Annotated in this window: 16 protein-coding genes; 9 read left to right on the top strand and 7 right to left on the bottom strand. The window is 44.7% G+C overall.

Features of this window, described 5'->3' with window-relative positions:
- Nucleotides 1-59 precede the first annotated feature (59 nt).
- The 5 genes from F3J22_RS10510 (at nucleotide 60) to F3J22_RS10490 (ending at nucleotide 5516) form a co-directional block, all read left to right on the top strand.
- Nucleotides 60-761: a sensor histidine kinase gene (locus F3J22_RS10510; RefSeq protein ID WP_167016848.1), complete on the top strand. Its 702-nt coding sequence runs from the start codon at nucleotides 60-62 to the stop codon at nucleotides 759-761.
- Nucleotides 715-1488 (top strand): LytTR family DNA-binding domain-containing protein, encoded by a 774-nt coding sequence (locus tag F3J22_RS10505; RefSeq protein ID WP_167016846.1) that lies wholly within the window; start codon nucleotides 715-717, stop codon nucleotides 1486-1488. The genes F3J22_RS10510 and F3J22_RS10505 overlap by 47 nt, the downstream gene beginning before the upstream one ends.
- A gap of 472 nt (nucleotides 1489-1960) precedes the next feature.
- Entirely contained in the window at nucleotides 1961-3544 is a 1584-nt protein-coding gene (locus tag F3J22_RS10500; protein WP_167016844.1) for an arylsulfatase, read from the top strand.
- 134 nt (nucleotides 3545-3678) lie between these two features.
- Nucleotides 3679-4356, top strand: coding sequence for a TIGR02117 family protein (locus F3J22_RS10495; protein ID WP_205195175.1), 678 nt, complete (start codon nucleotides 3679-3681; stop codon nucleotides 4354-4356).
- A 56-nt stretch (nucleotides 4357-4412) separates the two neighbouring features.
- Nucleotides 4413-5516: a hypothetical protein gene (locus F3J22_RS10490; RefSeq protein WP_167016842.1), complete on the top strand. Its 1104-nt coding sequence runs from the start codon at nucleotides 4413-4415 to the stop codon at nucleotides 5514-5516.
- Between the two features lie 45 nt (nucleotides 5517-5561).
- On the opposite strand, the gene F3J22_RS10485 is transcribed toward F3J22_RS10490, so the two are convergent.
- Together F3J22_RS10485 and F3J22_RS10480 are read right to left on the bottom strand one after the other, a co-directional pair.
- Nucleotides 5562-5996, bottom strand: a complete 435-nt coding sequence (locus F3J22_RS10485; RefSeq protein ID WP_167016840.1) for a hypothetical protein — start codon at nucleotides 5994-5996, stop codon at nucleotides 5562-5564.
- A gap of 118 nt (nucleotides 5997-6114) precedes the next feature.
- On the bottom strand, nucleotides 6115-6969 hold the full coding sequence (locus F3J22_RS10480; RefSeq protein ID WP_205195174.1) for a YXWGXW repeat-containing protein: 855 nt from the start codon (nucleotides 6967-6969) through the stop codon (nucleotides 6115-6117).
- A 264-nt stretch (nucleotides 6970-7233) separates the two neighbouring features.
- On the opposite strand from F3J22_RS10480, the gene F3J22_RS10475 reads away from it, so the two are divergent.
- Entirely contained in the window at nucleotides 7234-7614 is a 381-nt protein-coding gene (locus tag F3J22_RS10475; protein WP_167016838.1) for a VOC family protein, read from the top strand.
- Nucleotides 7615-7643: 29 nt separating this feature from the next.
- Here the strand turns inward: F3J22_RS10475 and F3J22_RS10470 are convergent, their stop codons facing one another.
- Both F3J22_RS10470 and F3J22_RS10465 read right to left on the bottom strand, forming a co-directional pair.
- Nucleotides 7644-9569: a gamma-glutamyltransferase family protein gene (locus F3J22_RS10470; protein WP_167016836.1), complete on the bottom strand. Its 1926-nt coding sequence runs from the start codon at nucleotides 9567-9569 to the stop codon at nucleotides 7644-7646.
- A gap of 46 nt (nucleotides 9570-9615) precedes the next feature.
- Nucleotides 9616-10110, bottom strand: a complete 495-nt coding sequence (locus tag F3J22_RS10465) for a DinB family protein (RefSeq protein ID WP_167016834.1) — start codon at nucleotides 10108-10110, stop codon at nucleotides 9616-9618.
- 125 nt (nucleotides 10111-10235) lie between these two features.
- Here F3J22_RS10465 and F3J22_RS10460 point away from each other — a divergent pair, with 125 nt between their 5' ends.
- The gene (locus tag F3J22_RS10460; RefSeq protein ID WP_167016832.1) at nucleotides 10236-11069 is read left to right on the top strand and encodes a class I SAM-dependent methyltransferase; all 834 of its coding nucleotides are present in this window, start codon (nucleotides 10236-10238) and stop codon (nucleotides 11067-11069) included.
- A gap of 15 nt (nucleotides 11070-11084) precedes the next feature.
- Here F3J22_RS10460 and F3J22_RS10455 read toward each other — a convergent pair whose 3' ends face one another.
- The 3 genes from F3J22_RS10455 to F3J22_RS10445 form a co-directional block, all read right to left on the bottom strand.
- Nucleotides 11085-12728, bottom strand: coding sequence for an acyl-CoA dehydrogenase family protein (locus F3J22_RS10455; protein ID WP_167016830.1), 1644 nt, complete (start codon nucleotides 12726-12728; stop codon nucleotides 11085-11087).
- A 55-nt stretch (nucleotides 12729-12783) separates the two neighbouring features.
- Nucleotides 12784-13698 (bottom strand): hypothetical protein, encoded by a 915-nt coding sequence (locus F3J22_RS10450; RefSeq protein WP_167016828.1) that lies wholly within the window; start codon nucleotides 13696-13698, stop codon nucleotides 12784-12786.
- Nucleotides 13699-13994: 296 nt separating this feature from the next.
- Nucleotides 13995-15008 carry a YafY family protein gene (locus F3J22_RS10445; RefSeq protein ID WP_167016826.1) on the bottom strand — a complete coding sequence of 338 codons (1014 nt, stop codon included), beginning with the start codon at nucleotides 15006-15008 and terminating at the stop codon, nucleotides 13995-13997.
- A gap of 105 nt (nucleotides 15009-15113) precedes the next feature.
- Between F3J22_RS10445 and F3J22_RS10440 the strand changes: the two genes are divergently transcribed.
- Both F3J22_RS10440 and F3J22_RS10435 read left to right on the top strand, forming a co-directional pair.
- Nucleotides 15114-16619 carry a TROVE domain-containing protein gene (locus F3J22_RS10440; RefSeq protein WP_167016824.1) on the top strand — a complete coding sequence of 502 codons (1506 nt, stop codon included), beginning with the start codon at nucleotides 15114-15116 and terminating at the stop codon, nucleotides 16617-16619.
- A 454-nt stretch (nucleotides 16620-17073) separates the two neighbouring features.
- A complete protein-coding gene (locus tag F3J22_RS10435; RefSeq protein WP_167016822.1) occupies nucleotides 17074-17667 on the top strand; it encodes an RNA polymerase sigma factor in 594 nt (197 codons plus the stop codon).
- Nucleotides 17668-17723 lie beyond the last annotated feature (56 nt).

Here is a 17723-nt window from a genome sequence, read left to right as displayed (position 1 = left end):
TCTGGTCCCGTCAACCATTTAAATTATTCAGTGGAGGAAATATTTATATACTGAATACGATGATAGTAATTGTCATAGGTATTCCTATGTACGTAAGTGAAGAATGGCGCAGTCAATTAAACAACCGCATTTTACAGCAGCAATACCGCCTGTTACAGTTAGAACAGCAACAAACGCTATTTGAACTGGAATTACTCCGTGCTAAAATAAATCCCCATTTTTTATACAATGTGCATAATTCCATTGCAGGACTGATTTCTACAAACCCGCAAAAGGCAGAACAACTGGTGATCCTGTTGTCAAAATTCTTCCAGTTTACCATCAGTAAAAACAGTAATGCATTTCATACGATTAGTGACGAGGTGGATATTATCAGCACCTACCTTCATATGCAGCAAATTCGTTACGAAAGCCGGATGAAATTCAATATACAGGTAGATCCTGCTGCCCATCATTTATCTATCCCTTCATTTATATTGCAACCGCTTGTTGAGAATGCGGTAAAACATGGTATCGAGCGCAGTTCAGACAAAGGCGATATAAATGTAAATATAAAATTATCGGGAGATAATATTGTCATCATCATACATGATACCGGCCCGGCATTTCCTGTCGAGCCATCATCAGGTATAGGCTTACATATGGTAATGAATAAATTGAAATTGCTGTATGCTTCAGGGTATGATTTTGAATTAATCAACTTTCCTTCAAAACATGTACGACTCAGTATTCCAGGAAGAGATCAGCACCTTGATTGCTGATGATGAAACTATTGCCATTCAGCGTTTGCGGCAGGCATTGCAGGCATTTCCACAAATACGTATAATTGGTGAAGCGCATGATGGACCGTCCGCTGTAGCGTTTATTAACGCGCACCAACCTGCCCTTGTATTTCTGGATATCCGAATGCCAGGATTTGATGGTTTTGATGTATTAAACCACCTGACTTATACTCCAATTGTTGTATTCGTTACAGCTTATGAAGAATATGCCGTAAAAGCGTTTGAAAAAAACTCATTGGACTACCTGCTCAAGCCCTTTGATGATGCCCGGCTGGCAGCCACCATCAAACGTTTAACGCAGCGTAAAATTAATGATGCAGATCTGTTGGTAAAGATCAAGCAACTCCTGACTGCACAAAACAATACGAGTATTATCAGTACCATACCGGTTAAATCAGGCAATAAAATTCAATTGGTACAAATTGACGAAGTATTATTTTTCGAGGCAAAGGATAAATATGTTGCGATGCACACCACCAATGGAGAGAAGCTGATTGAATACTCCCTTAGCTATCTGGAAAGCAGGTTACCAGCCGGATTCGTGCGTGTGCACCGTGGATTCATTGTAAATAAATGCAGGATTTATGAAATACAGAAGTACTTTAAAGGAACTTTTATTATCGTGATGCAAGATACCAAACACACAAAGATTAAAAGTGCTTATTCCTATTACGAAGCAATTAAAGAAAAGCTATTGCTGCCCTAGTTTTTCACGAGATGAAAGAACAATAGTTAATAATAAAATTAAATACGTTGTAAGTAATTCACCTATTAAGGTGACAGCTATACGAAAATTGAACTTTTAATCGGCTCTACTGTTAAGCAATTAATCCCCCTCCTGACCATAAGCAGCAATTAGCAAACAGCATCATCACGAAACCCGATTTCCCGGTAAGTGTTCCTAAAAAGGAATGTTATGTTGCATGCTATTTCCTGCTTTAGTTCAGTAAGCAGTCACTTTTACGGAAAAGTTTGTATACCCCTCCCATGGCATCATTTTCATGCCTCTTCAACAAACGTATTGCTATTTATCAGTCATAATAACGTATTGAGCAAACCTGCCGGGCATCATTTTACCGGTTACCAACAAATCCTGCATAGCTCAAACGGGCCACCTACGTAATCCCCACGCTTCCCCTTCGTTTATCCACCATTTTACAACACCAAAATATTAACAAATGAAACGCCTGTTAGTAAAGCAGTTAGCACTAACTTCCCTGCTGATTACTGCGCTTATCAGCATTTGTTCCGCGCAGAAAAAGCCTAATATCCTCGTCATTTTCGGGGATGACATCGGACAAACCAATATCAGTGCCTATTCTTTCGGGGTAGTGGGTTATATGACGCCCAACCTCGATAAACTGGCACATGAAGGCTTGATGTTTACAGATTATTATGCAGAAAACAGCTGTACCGCCGGCCGCGCCACCTTCATCACTGGTCAGAGTCCCAAGCGTACAGGCCTGTCTAAAGTAGGGATTCCCGGAGCACCGGTAGGCTTGCAGGACAGAGACATCACCATTGCCCAGGCATTGAAACCATTAGGTTATATGTGTGGTCAGTTTGGCAAAAATCACCTGGGAGATAAAGATGAATACCTGCCTACCCGCCATGGTTTTGATGAGTTCTTCGGCAACCTGTACCACCTGAATGCAGAGGAAGAACCAGAGCACCCTACCTGGCCTAAAGACGATCCTGCCTTCACCAAGGCCAATACACCAAGGGGAGTCATCCATAGCTGGGCAAATGGTAAAATTGAAGATACCGGCCCGCTGACCATCAAAAGAATGGAAACCATTGACGACGAAACTACCGGCGCCTGCATGGAATGGATCAAAAAACAGGTACAGGAAGGAAAGCCTTTCTTCTCCTGGATGAACTTCACCCGTATGCACCTCCATACACATATTCGCCCATCCATGCTGGGACGCGCCGGCATGCCAGGCAACTTCTATGCAGACGGTATGCTGGAACTGGACGACAACGTAGGTAAACTGACGAAATTACTGGATGATCTTGGCATTGCAGATAATACCATTGTTATCTTCACTACCGATAACGGCCCTAACCAGTTTAGCTGGCCAGATGCTGCCACCACGCCATTCCGCAGCGAAAAGAACACCAACTGGGAAGGCGCCTACAGAGTGCCGGCATTTGTTCGCTGGCCAGGACATATCAAACCAGGTATCACCAATGAAATCTTCTCTGGCATGGATTGGTTCCCTACTCTCCTCGCAGCCGCAGGTAATACTTCCATTACACAGGACTTGCTCAAGGGCACCAGCGTAAGCGGAAAATCCTACAAGGTACATCTGGATGGATATAACCAGCTGGACTTCCTGACAGGCAAAACCAACAAGAGCTTCAGGAAGGAATTCATCTACTTCAACGATGATGCACAACTGGTGGCTATCCGGTATGGCGACTGGAAAACAGTGTTCCGGGAGCAGTCTGCCCCTGCAGGTTTTAACGTATGGAAAGATCCTTTCATCCTGTATCGTGTACCCAAGCTGTTCAACCTGAGGATGGACCCAATGGAGCGAGCGGACCAGTCGTCCGATGTATATTATGCATGGCTGGTAGATAACGATTTTCTTGTTGGTCAGGGTAGTTTCCATGCCATTGAATTCCTGGAGACATTCAAGGCATACCCGCCATCTCAATTACCGGCCAGTTTCTCCCCTGATGGTATTGAAGCTGAAATTGACATGATCAATTCAGCCAGGCTGAAAGTAAATGCACCAGGCTCCGGTATGAAATAATACCTCCTTTCAAAATATATGAAAACGCCTGTTAGTTAATGCTAACAGGCGTTTCCATTTATATCTTCCCCATAAATTTTCTCTGTAAACAAGATTTTATCACTACTTTGTTGATCTTGTAAAACAGATATCCTTTGAAGAAATTCCTGAAAATTGTTGGGATTACATTTTTATCCTTTTGCCTGCTGATCGGACTATACCTGCTGTCAGCGTTTATCCTTTCCCGTATGAGCACTTCTAAAGAACAGGTGGCCAATGCGGACATACCTATCTACATCCTTACCAATGGCGTTCATACGGATATTGTAGTCCCTGTACGCACCACGGAAATAGACTGGAGCACCCTGATTCCTTTCAGCAATACTACTGCCAACGACAGCAGCGCACAATTACTGGCCTTCGGATGGGGAGACAAAGGCTTTTACCTGAACACACCTGAATGGTCAGACCTTAAAGTCAGTACGGCTTTAAAAGCAGCCTCCGGTCTCAGTACCGCCGCTATCCATGCTACCTATTACCGGCAGTTAAGAGAAGATGAGGACTGTCGGCGTATCATGATAAGTAAATCACAGTATGATCGTTTAATCGCCTACATCAAAAAGAGTTTTAAAACCGGCGCAGACCAGCTGCCAGTCAAAATAGATACCCACGCCAACTATGGGAGCACAGATGCTTTTTATGAAGCGCGTGGCCACTATAATATCTTCTTTACCTGCAATACCTGGGCAAACAACGGGCTAAAAAGCTGTGGGCAAAAGGCCTGCCGCTGGACGATTTTTGATACAGGGATATTTTATCAGTATAGGAAATAAAGAATGTAATTTTAGTAATCACCGATCAACAGCTTTAAAATCCGAACCTATTCCCTATGCAAATAGCCACTTTTGACAAATGTGTTAATGAAATAAAACAGAACGGTAACCTGCCTATTGTACTGGAAGCCTTGTGGGATGGAGATACCAATGGCTGGTATCTGTATTTAAGATTATATGCAGAGAGAAAGACTTTCCTCAATAAGAAACTTGAGCACTATGATCTTGGGGTAGTCAGTTTAGGGAATGATGCAAGGCTATTCACTGGAGAAGAACCAGCATGGCCCGAAGCAACGCTGGCTAAAGCGCTGGGCAAACATGCCAATGAAAAATACGGGATTACATTCTATTTCCCCTCGCCTGATGAACCTGATGATGATTGCCCATCGTGGACACAGCGTCACCTGGCTATCAACTGTGCAGATTGCAATAAGTTGATTATTCCCACGACCAGCCCATATCTGTCTAAAGACGCATGCTATAACTGCCATCTTAGAAGGGAATCAAATGATAAACTCCGGAAAGCGGCACCCTGTAACGAAGGATTTCATTTATATATCTCAGATGGAAATAATGAAGAGCGTAACGCTTACTCCACCAATTTTGAAGGTCTTTCACTGGCTCCATATATTCAACATCTGGTTGATATAAAAAACCCAAGCGACGTGATTAACATTATAATCATTCCTACAGCGGGATTGCCGGAGATTATCGGCAAGTTAGAGGAATCGCTGGAACACCACTTAAGCAATTTCTCCGAAGCACCTGAACAAAAATTGTCAGGATATGCCCGCCATGTAACAATAGCAAACTATAAAGGGAAAAGCTATCGGCTGTTAAATCATCCAATGTACCGCCCGCATTACGAAATAAGCGATTTAATAGACACCCTGGAAGAGCTGAATCAAACGTATGCCAGTAACAAGCACTTTAAAGTGATTTTCAAAAATGGTATCAACAGCAGAGATGACAGTATTTTACGATTCATCTATTATGTTTCAAAAGGTTCGGCCACCATTTCCGATATCGAAAAACGCTATACCGGCGTGCTTTCTACAGAAGAAATCACCAGTACACTACATAAACTGCAATCACTACAATGTGTTGAAATCATAGATAACACCGTCTCCATATTACAGAAAGGCCGATATATCATTTAATAATAAAAACAAAGACATCGCTTCGCAGCGATGTCTTTGGAAAAATTAAAAGTAAATATCTACATAATCGACTACATTATTTCCTTCACAGTTATCCATTTCCTGCAGGCGCCAGTATTTACGCGCTCCTTTTGCCAGAAAATGATAAGTTCCCTTCTTGTCACATACCTTGCCATCATTAACACCACTGTAACGGGTACTGATACTACCTGTAAACAACAGCTCCTGTGGCGTTTGTACTTTAATAACTCCGTCGATCGTAACAAAATCTTTTTTGTCTGCACTGTACTGGTCCCCTTTGATATTGTAGGTACCATCTGTATTTTTTGTGATGGCAACTTTACCCGGATGATCCCATGAAATCCACTGTAAGGTGAAGTTATGTTTTCCTTCTCGTAGTTTTGGCGCAGACTGCGCAAAGCTATTGTAGCTGATCAGCAAAGCCACCAATAAAGACCAGGTTAATTTTAATTTCATCATGCTATTTATTTAGAATCCTGAGATAACCATCAAAGATACTCAATCAGGATACCGAAACAAACAGCATGGCCCGGCCATTTTAGTAGTCGGGCCATACACATAATTTGTCCGTATATACTTAACCGTGTCTGCCACCACCGCCGCGGCCGCCACCGCCACCGCCACCATGGCCAAATCCCATAGACCGGCCACCAGCATCGAAGCGTTCACCACCAGGCATACTCATACTATGCACTGCCGGACCTTGTCCACCATTATGGAACTGTCCTTTTTCATTCCAGTTCTGTTCGTGCTGAATCTGTTGCTGACGCGGTGCTGTACGGGCATCTACCCGCATTGCTTTTTCTTCATCCCTGTTAGGTCGGGAACTGATACCATTAGGACCGTTGAAACTTGTCCTGTTGCGGACGTTATTGTTGATATTGACATTATTGACATAGGTATTATGAATACCTCCACCTACATGCCATACAGCGGTATTATACATAAAGTGTCCACCTTCCCAGCGACCTCCGTAGAAGCCTGTACCAAAGTATCCGAAACCATAGTTAATACCACCATAGTAACCTACTCTTGGTCCCCAGTAACCGGGGTGCCATCCGTAGAAACTACCGTAGAAACCCCAGTAACCTGGCGTCCACAACAGTCCTATCGAAGGAGGCAGTACCCATACACCGGGTACCCAGTAGTAACCATTCGCTCCCCATGCCCAGTAACCAGGGCACCAGAGATAACCATCACCCGGACAAGGAGGCTGTACATAGTCCGGCAATGCAGGAGGCGCCTGTTGTGCCTGGACAGTAACGGTGGTTTGATCCCCGTTATAGTAAGTAGCATCCTGTGCATATATCGTATTTACAGCCAGTGCGCAGACGACAAGCAGCAACAGGAATTTACTTTTACGTAACTGCTCAGTTGCAGGTGGTCCTGCCCGAAACAGTCTGCCTTTAATTATCATTGCTAGCTTATTCATTTTAAACGAGTTTAAGTTGCTTTAACCAAATATTCCATTAAAATAAAATTGCCTATTTTTTTATGCAGATGATATAAGCGTAATCATCTCCATTAAACTTTCTTATTGGAACAATTTTTAACTAAGAAGGTTTACCGTATAACACCTGCATAACATGAATTTTAACGTTCTGTAAATAACATACACGACTATATGGGATATGGTACCCATCGCTTTTTGAATGAAAAAATTACGCTAGATTTGGATTACCCAAAACACATTGCCATGCTTGTATTCAACGCCGTTTTCAGCAGTTTTTCCGTAGATGACCTGGACCGTGCCAAAGCATTTTACCAGGACCTGTTAGGCATCCAGATCGAAGAATCGCCGGCTCCCATGTCACTGCTTACATTGAAGCTTCCTGGCGGACATACGGTGATGATCTACCCGAAACCCAATCATCAGCCTGCAACATTTACCATTTTAAATTTTAAGGTAGATGATATAGATAAAACTGTTGATGAGCTTATCAAAGAAGGAATTGTATTTGAGCAGTACAGCGGAGAAATTAAAACAGATGCGAAAGGAATTATGCGGGGTAACGGGCCAGCTATTGCCTGGTTTAAAGATCCGGCGGGAAATATTCTTTCAGTATTAGAGGGGTAAAAATACCCCGAAGGGTGGTAAGGCCGGGGTTACCAGCCTATACCATAGTCTTCTCCGTGGTTACTGCTACCTCCCCAAATGGTGCCATGCCTGGCATCGAGGAAAATAGCATTTATCGGGCCGCTGGTACGATCACCAAAGCTAAGATGATACCCCATCTGCTCCAGTCTGGTACGGGTAGCGGCAGGTGTTTGTGTATTCAGCAGGATACTTCCCGGTCTGGGCTGTCTGTCTTTTACGGTAGTGCCTCCCAGTGATAGCCATAACTGATTGGTATTGATATTGGCAGCCTCAGTAGCCTGTTGTACCGTCATTCCGAATTCTACCACATTAAGGAAGAACTGCAGGAGGTTCTGGTCCTGTGTATCGCCGCCCTGTACACCAAAGCAGAGGAACGGCTTACCGTCTTTCAGGGCCAGGCTTGGCGTCAGCGTTACGCGCGGGCGTTTACCCGGAGCGATTACATTAAACGGACATATGGCAGAATCCAGGACAAAGCTTTGTGCACGCTGGCTCATACCAACACCCGTTTTACCAGCGATACATGCCGGCAGCCATCCGCCGCTGGGAGTTATTGATACCACCCAGCCATCTTTATCAGCAGCTTCAACACTGGTGGTGCCACGCCACAGACGGTCCATATAGGCGCTATCGGCATCATTGATCGCAATTAAATTGGTATCAGGTTTAAACAGCAAGGTTGCATCATGTTTTGGTACAAAGCCACCAGGCTTTCTGCCGTTGGTGGTATCCATGAGGTCCTGTCTTTCTTTGAGGAAGTGCAGGTACGGATTGGGTTTGCCCATGAACTCATATGGATCACCGGGACCAGCCAGCGGATCGTTGTGATCAGGATTGATCTCCCTGGCCCTGGCTTTTGCATAGTCTTTACGCAGCAGTCCCTGGATAGCCGGATTCTTATTGAATGCCGGATCTCCATAATAAAAATCACGGTCAGCAAAAGCGAGGTTCATGGTTTGGTACAGGGTATGTATATACTGCGGCGAATTATATCCCATGGCTTTTAAGTCAAAATTTTCGAGGATATTCAGGCTTTGCAGCAGCATAGGTCCCTGTGTCCATTCCTTCAGCTTATAGACCTCTATTCCCTTATAATTGACATGCAGTGGTTCTTCTTCCTGTGGTTTCCATCGGGCAAGATCTTCCATGGTAATGAGTCCGCCCTGCTCCTGGCAGCCACGTACAAATTCCCTGGCGATATCTCCTTTGTAAAACCTGTCATATGCCGCCATGATAGCTTCTTTGCGACTTTTATGATTTTTCAGGGCAGCAGCTTCTGCTTCTACCAGCTTAGTGAGGGTATTCAGCAGGTCTTTTTGCACGAATAGCTCACCTGCTTCCGGTGCTTCGCGCTCCTGTCCTTCGTGGGTAAGAAATACAGCACGGCTGTAGGTCCATTCTTTCAGGTATTTTTTACCACGCTCAATCATGTTGGCCGTCTGGGCTTCAATTGGATAGCCGGCGGCCATATCCATGGCTGGCGCCAGTACTTCTTTAAGACTCATGCTTCCGTATTCTGCCAGCATATAACAGAGCCCGCCTACGGTGCCTGGTGTAACTGCTGCCAGTGGCCCGTATTCAGGGGGGAAATCATACCCTCTGGATTTGTAAAATGCCGGTGTTGCGCCTGTAGGAGCTACGCCGAGTGCATTAATCGCAATGACTTTTTTTGTTTTAGGATTGTAGATCAATGCCTGTGTTTCGCCGCCCCAGCTGAGCACGTCCCACATGGTACAGGTGGCTGCCAGCATGGCGCAGGCTGCATCTACCGCATTACCGTTACGTTGAAAAATCATGGCGCCGGCAGTAGCTGCCAGCGGTTTACCGGTTACTGCCATCCAGTTTTTACCGTGTAATGGCGGCTTTTGTGTTTGCTGTGCATTAACGGTTACTACAGCACAAATCAGCAGAATAGATAAAATGTAAACCCTCATGGCTGAAAAATAGTAAAATCAGACAGAAATACATATACCACTAAGGTTATGGCTGACAAAGCACCCGGACTGTTACCAGCAGCTGCCCGGTGTGTCGCATGGTATGCTCGGCGGCATGAAACAGCAATCCCTGTACTGTGGAAGGCAGCTGCTTACGGCCAATTCCGCGAAAATCAGTCAGGGTATTTTCTGCTGTTGCAGACAACTGCTCCAGCGCTTTATTCGTTTGTGCGTTGTAGTGATCCAGCAGTTCCTGTAAGGTACCCGTATGTGATTCTTCTGCCTTCAGGTAATCCATCTGTTCAGGGGTGAGCAATGTACCTTTGGCATAGGTAAAAAGCCTGTCCAGCACACCAGCCAGATGCTTCAGGTGAAACCCCGGAGAGGCAACACCGGAGGGCTTATCCCACAGCTGCTCTTCCGGGAAGCCCATCATCAAACGATTGATCTCTGACCTTGCCTGTAAAAGCGTGTGGGCAACAGGCTGCAGCAATGCCGGAATATTTTCCACCGGCCCACGCATCCAGTATTCTGTATCCATGGTGTAAGTTTTATACAAGTTAATTTATGCAAAAAACAGCACAATACAGGTATCCTAATTAAATATCTGTCACTGAAATATCAATACAGCATTTATATTTTAGTTTGTCTGTCAAACCAAACAACATGAAAGACCATTTAAAAGTTCCTGCAACATCCACCCTGGTTTTAAAATATTCAGGAGAAATCTATCATTCTGAAAAAGAGCAAGCCTATCTGCAAAACCTTACCTACAGCGAAATCACTGAATTAGCAGCTGAGATAAACAAGACATGCCCTCCATTGGGAGAAATGATCGTTTTACGCAAATATGCCGTTCGCAGATTCCTTGAGTACTGGCTGAGTAACGGCAAATTCCAGGTATGTATTCTTGCTGCAGGCGCTGAACCATTATCTGCCTATCTAACTACACATCTTCATAAAAATATCATTCATATTTTTGAAATCGACCGCGGTCATCTCGACCTGAAAAAAGAATTATATCAGCAGCTGGACATTGACAGTTCGAATATCAGCTTTATCCAGCAAGACCTTCGGGATACCGGGACCTTTTGGAACAACCTGGTACAGCATGGCTATGATCCGGCACAACCAACGCTTATTACCTGTGAAGGGCTGTTACCTTATATTGGTAATGAGGATTTTGTTAAAATATTGAAGCTATTTATGACGCATGGCAAGCAAAACAAGGTCATCTTTGATAGTGCCATAGATATTAATTCCGTTCGCGAATTTAATCAAACCTACCATCAGGGCATCCTGGATATAATGTGTAAATTTATTAACGGAGATATCAATAATAATAGCCGAAACACTATACTTGAACTGCTACAGCAGCTGCAACCCGAAAATATTGTTGTGGAAACAATGGCTGAAATAGAACTGAAAATTCGCGGCAGGCAAACAACTTTCCACGAAACCGGTGACGGCTTGGAAGAAATGGTTTCCCTGGATCTTTGACGAAGCGTATTTCGTTTAAGAAGGCCTGAATGTCTGTTCTATGATTGTAGCAACGGTATTCCCGTTGACGGTTAATGTTCCCCACATTTGTCCGTTGTTTCCTGCCAGGCGGTGTTCACAGAATGCGTTTGCTATCGATGGATCTACCGTATGTATCAGCTCAATGGCCTGCATCGCCAGCGCCATATGTGTTGCAATACTTCTGGCATTGAATTCCAGGTTTTGTTGATTTATCAGCAGCGATTTAAGCTGGGAGAGATGATTATCCAGGAGTGGATGTAATCCTCCGGCCTGTTCGAAATAACTGGTAACGGCTTCCATACTGCGGGGTTCCCGCTGCATGGAGCGCAGTATATCCAGTGCCTGGATATTCCCGGAGCCTTCCCAGATAGCATTTACCGGCACATCCCTATACAGGCGTGGCAGGATAGATTCTTCCACGTAGCCGTTACCACCCAGGCATTCCAGCAGTTCTCCCATGGCCAGTACGGCGCGTTTGGTGTTCCAGAACTTACCAACGGCCGTGGCTATACGCATCAGGTGCATTTCTGTTTCATTATGCGGCGCTTCGTCGAAGCCTTTTGCCAGTCGGAAAGCCAGGGTGGTAGCTGCGATGGACTCCAGGCAGAGATCTGCCAGTACATTTTGCATCAGGGGTTGATCTATCAGTCGTTTACCAAAAGTTTTGCGATAGTGGCAATGGTGAATCACTTCTGCCAGGGCGCGCTGCAAAGTAGCGGCGGAGCCGATAGCGCAGTCGAGGCGGGTATGCCTGACCATTTCCATGATATTGGCCACTCCCCTGCCTTCTTCACCTATTATCTGTGCCCATGCACCATGGAACTCTACTTCTGACGAGGCGTTCGACTTATTACCCAGCTTGTCTTTCAGCCGCTGGAACCAGAGCTGGTTTTTAGTACCATCTGGCAGGAAGCGAGGCACCAGAAAGCAGCCCAGGCCTTTCTCCGTTTGTGCCAGCACCAGGAATGCATCACTCATGGGAGCGCTGCAAAACCACTTCCGGCCGGTAATTATATACGCATCACCGTTAGGAACAGCGCGGGTGATATTACTACGTACATCGCTGCCGCCCTGTGGCTCCGTCATGGCCATACCAAAGGTTACGCCTGATTTTTCATACCAGGGAATATGACGGGCATCATAGTTATTGGACAATACCAGTGGCAGCCATGCTTTGGCGATATCCGGCTCCAGTTGCAGCGACGGTACTACGGCGAAAGTCATGGTAAGCGGACAGCTGGTGCCTTCATCTATTTGTTGTTTGAGGTACGATAAAACGGCGTGTGCCATATATCCGCCGGGACGGGCCGTATTCCATGCCGTGGAATGGACACCGTTACGGATAGAGATATCCATCATCTGGTGATAGGCAGGATGAAAGCTGATGGTATCTTCCCGGTTACCAAAGCGGTCGTGGGTATGTAATACAGGCAGGTTCTTATTGGCGATAATACCTGCCTGCTGCATTGCTGCACTGCCCATTACTTCACCAAATGCTGTTGCATGCGGAATTGCCAGGTTGCCGCCCCAGGCTTCCAGCAGCTGCCGGAGCAAAGGATTGCTGGTAAAGGAATTGTAGTTTTCCAGTACTGGAGTTTGGTTCAGGGAGGTATTGAAGTCAAAGTCAGGAATGGACATAACCGTAAGTTTTGGCTATCCTAAATTTAACGAATATTCAGCAGCGAGGTAACTCCTATAACTTCTTTCCTGTTGCCGGATCAAAAAATTCCATCCAGGGTATATTCAGGAGGCCCGGTCGCTCCCGCACTTCAATCTTATAGCTTACCGGCATCTTATCATACTGTGCATTAAGTATCCAGAATTCTTCAACACTTTTCTCTTTCCATTTCACTTTAATATAATACTTTTTCAAGCTCCCTTTCCCCAATTCTATATGCTTATCAACGATTATGCCTGTATAGGAGACCGGACTACTTTTATCCAGCGCATTATTGGTATAATAAATCATATAGTAACCACCCCAGAGGAAACAAAGCCCATAGAATATAAAAAAGGCGAATTTTTGCTGGTAGGGTATGTTTACCTGGTAACTAACCAATAAATAGCAGAGAAACAGGAAAATCTCCAGTAATAACGTATATCCCCACAAGCCCCAGGATGACTTGATATGCAGGCCTTGTAAACTCCCAAACATGGCAATGCATGCATTTATTAAAAAGTAAGCGCATGCACTCAGTATTACAATACCCAGTTGCGGCGAATCCAGCATGGAAACACCATCAAAATACCAGATAGCAAACAGCTGCAACAGGTTCAGGGAGCACAACCCGTAGAACAACCAGGGCTGCGTTTCAGTCACATAACGTGTGTCATTAAAATATAGGGCAGCCAGCCACAATGGTAACGGCAGGCAGATCATCACAATATAAAAGATCTTCGCCTGTTTCATCCTTACAGCTGCACGTTCGCGGTCCATTCCTTCAAAAGGGATTTTGTAAACTGGCGGTGGTTCCTTCTTTAATTTCAGTGCATCCTCCATCCAGGCAATGATTTCCTTATAGCCATCTATATCGTAACTAATATAAATAGTACGATCACCTTTACCTAATAGCCGCATACCTTCTTTCTCCTGATAAATGCGGGTCATTTCACTTTTGAGTATCTCTATTTCTCCCCTCCCTGAGCGGCTTTTAATTCCATTATCGTCTATTATGATACAGTAGTCCAATCCCGTGGGACCGCCTCGCATCAGATACAGGCAAATAAGACAAACAATGTTCAGACCCAATTTCAACAGGAACGACCAGGGTGTAAACCAAAAAGCTATAGCCAGGCCAATAAAAAAAAGCTTTCCCATTTGCACAGCAAATGCCATCCCCATCTTGTGACTTTCCGAATACGTATATTTTCTCTCCATACAGCTATAGGTTATGCTACAATTATTTATTCATTATACAAATCAGTGCCTCGTCGCAGCTTATCTGAAATTCTTTTACTTAATAACCTAGGACTCAGGACCTTCATGCCGTCAGCAAAACCCAGTATCTCCCTTTCCAGCTCCAGGTTTAGCGTAACATGCATTTCAATGACCATTTCATCCTCTGTTGTTTCGAGTATACGCTGACTCTTATGCAGTGGCTTGGTAGCTACATATGGAATATGCTCCCCTTTCACGGCAATGACTACACGTGCAGGCGCCTGGTTCATTACCGTAGGGCCAATTGTATTTTCATAGTAGGTTTCAGGGGTATGCCCGTTATTCCGGGGCCTGTACAACTTATCCTTGTTAATGTTGATTTCCACAATCCTATCCAGTGCCAGTGTTACCATGACTTCTTTACTTCCATGATTGCCCACCACAAACCACCTGTTTTTGAACTCTTTCAGCCAGGAGGCATGGAATTCCATCCATTTAGGCTCCCGGGCTTTAAATGACTGGTAGTTCAGCTCCAGTACCTGTTCATTGGCGATTGCCTCATAGATAACATGCAGGTGGTCCAGCCCCTTCAGCCGGTCATTCTTCTCAAAATCAATAATGGTACGCTGGTTATGGGAAGATGCATATATATGTCCCTCCAGCTTTTGGACTACCTCATTCAGGTCTTTGAAATGCGAGAAGCCCTTGAACTGCTTTAACACCTCTACCGCTTCGGTCATCTTACTAAGATCATGATCGCTCAGGGGAATATTGGTGATACTATAATCCGGGTCTTCATATTTATAAAACTTCTTCTCTACAATAACAATAGGCGCATTATATCCCAGCTTATCGCTGCGCATCATTTGTATGTCTGCCTGGATGGTGCGGCGGCTGATACCCTTTTCTATACCCTCATAATCATATAAGGCCGTGGATACCTTATCGATAATATCTTCTAAAGTCCAACGGCGGCGACGGTTTCTAAGGCAGGCGTCTATTGTTTTATATCTTATCAGGGCATTTCTGTTAACGGGCATGGGTGAAATATTTTTCGAAAAATAAGATTTTTTTTCATCTACGCAAAAAGACTGCGCACATGTACTTGCATCTTTGTATTGTCAATGAAACAAAAACAAAATGCTATGAAATTCAACTTAATGAAAAGAAAAAACGGCGGGGTTACCAACCATGAAGGGTTCAAAGCGTATGCACTGAATACAGAGATGGAGCTTTACAGCAGCGTTGTAACGTCTTCATTAAGTGATCAGTTCTACGAAAGTGGCGCTGAGCGTATGGATCGTATTAAAGCCCTGTTACAGGAAGCAGATCCTGCATTTATAGCTAAACTGGCGGTATATGCCCGTGAAAAGATGTACCTGCGCAGCATTCCGATGGCGCTGACAGTAGAGCTGGCGAAACGTCATAAAGGAGACGCGCTGGTGAGCAAAACTGTGGCCAGAGTGGTGCAGCGTGCAGATGAAATTACCGAGCTACTGGCCTGCTATGTGCAGTCTAACGGCCGCGTAGATACGAAAAAACTATCCGGATTAAGTAAGCAGTTACAAAAAGGATTATCTGCTTCTTTCAACCGCTTCGATGAATACCAGTTTGCGAAATATAACCGCGACACCGCCATCACCCTGCGTGATGCCCTGTTCCTGGTACACCCTAAGCCTAAAGATGAGGCACAGCAGCTGTTGTTCAACAAAATTGCACAGCAGCAGCTGGAAACACCTTATACCTGGGAAACGGCGATATCTGCCGTGGGACAGCAGCGGTATGCGTCTGAAACGGCCAGGCAAGCGGCAGTCAGACAAACATGGGAAGCGCTCATTACAGACAGGAAACTGGGCTATATGGCGATGATGCGTAACCTCCGCAATATGTTGCAGGCTGATATCAGCGCTGCGCATATACAGCAAGTATGTGATACGTTGTCTGATCCGGCGGAAGTACAGCGCTCCAAACAGCTGCCATTCCGTTTCCTGGCGGCCTACCGTGAACTGAAGGCAGTACCGCATGGCCTTACGGGAAAAATACAGCAGGCGCTGGAAATGGCCTTACAGGCCAGTGTAGCCAATATGAAAGGTTTTAACGCTGATACAAAAGTGGTAATCGCCTGTGACGTATCCGGCTCTATGCAACGACCTATATCCGCAAGAAGCAAAATCCTGAGCTACGATATTGGTCTGATGCTGGGAATGCTGCTGCAGTTTAAATCACAGCATGTGGTAAGTGGTATGTTCGGCGACACATGGAAAATTATCCAGATGCCTACCAACCAGATCCTGGCCAGCGTAGATGAATTCTATCGCCGCCAGGGAGAAGTGGGATATGCCACCTTTGGCTACAAGGTAATAGAAGACCTGATCAACCGTAACTATGTTGCTGATAAGGTAATGCTATTTACAGATTGTCAGCTCTATGGTGATAAGACCCTGCAAAACGCCTGGAACAGGTACAAACAGATTGCGCCTCAGGCTAAATTGTACCTCTTCGACCTGGCGGGATATGGAAATACGCCGATAGATATCCTGGCCAATGATGTCAACCTGATTGCGGGATGGAGTGATAAAGTATTTGAAGTGCTGGAAGCGCTGGAAAACGGCGAAGATGCACTGTCACATATCAACAATATCACGTTGTAACATCCATTGTTTGTTTAACCCTGACATCCATAACTTCTGCCATTCTAAAAAACGGAAGGTGTCGTTTTACTGAGTTACTTCCTGTCACGAAATCAATCTCAGTAAGTTTATCACCCTTCTTGTATGCGGTAAGTGCCGTTGTAGTGAGATACTTCAACTTCAATGAACGGCAGCATCAGCTGCCACCCTCACCACAGTTATTGCCTTACCGCTTTATTTCATCTTTGTTTAACCTATATTCTCAGAAGGTGTCGTACTGTTGAGATACTTCGCTAAAAAAGGCTTAACAGGCTTTTTACCCTTCTAAAATCTGTATGCAGCCGGCGTCTTCTCTGGAGATACCGGCTGCTTTTTTACAAGAAAAGTACAATCTACTACCAGCTTTAAGCAATTCAATATCAGGTTTGCATTTAACTTTTTAATTACTTTGGAATAAATACCAGCATTCACGTTATTGATAAACTTACCTGAAATCCACGATGAAAGAGGACTCCTGCTCAGGATGTCCGGCAATGATCAGTCAGCGTTCAAAGCGCTGTATGATAAATACCATCATGCCCTATACCGTAAAACCTATTTTATTTTAAAGTCGGCCGGCGAAACGGAAGACATCATCCAGGAAGTATTTATTACCCTTTGGGAGAAGCGAAAAGATATTGATGCTGAAAAGCCATTGGGGCCCTGGCTGTTTACCGTTACATTTAACCGTACAGTCAACCATCTTAAAAAGTCACTGCGCGAAAAGAGCAGGTTACAAGTGGCCTTGTTGCTGTCGGACAATGAATCCGGGGTACACCTGGAAGAAGCCCGGCTTCAGTTACTGGAAGCCGCTATCAGCCAGCTTTCTCCACAAAAGAAAAAAGTATTTCAACTCTGCAAGCTGGAAGGAAAAACCTATGAAGAAACGTCGCTGCTGATGGGGATTTCGAAGTATACCGTTAAAGAATACCTCAGCGAAGTGATGGCCAGTTTAAGGGAGTATGCGCGGAAACATCCTGTTTATGATACTTCGCTGACACTTATCGCTTTTCTATATTTCATACATTAATACATATCTGTAAATAAAAAATACTTCTAAAAATTTAAAATCAGTATTTAAAAAGT

Source organism: Chitinophaga sp. Cy-1792 (genome assembly GCF_011752935.1).
In the GTDB taxonomy this organism is placed as follows: Bacteria; Bacteroidota; Bacteroidia; order Chitinophagales; family Chitinophagaceae; genus Chitinophaga.
The sequence above is the reverse complement of the archived record's forward strand: the minus strand, read 5'-3'. Positions and strand labels throughout refer to the sequence as shown.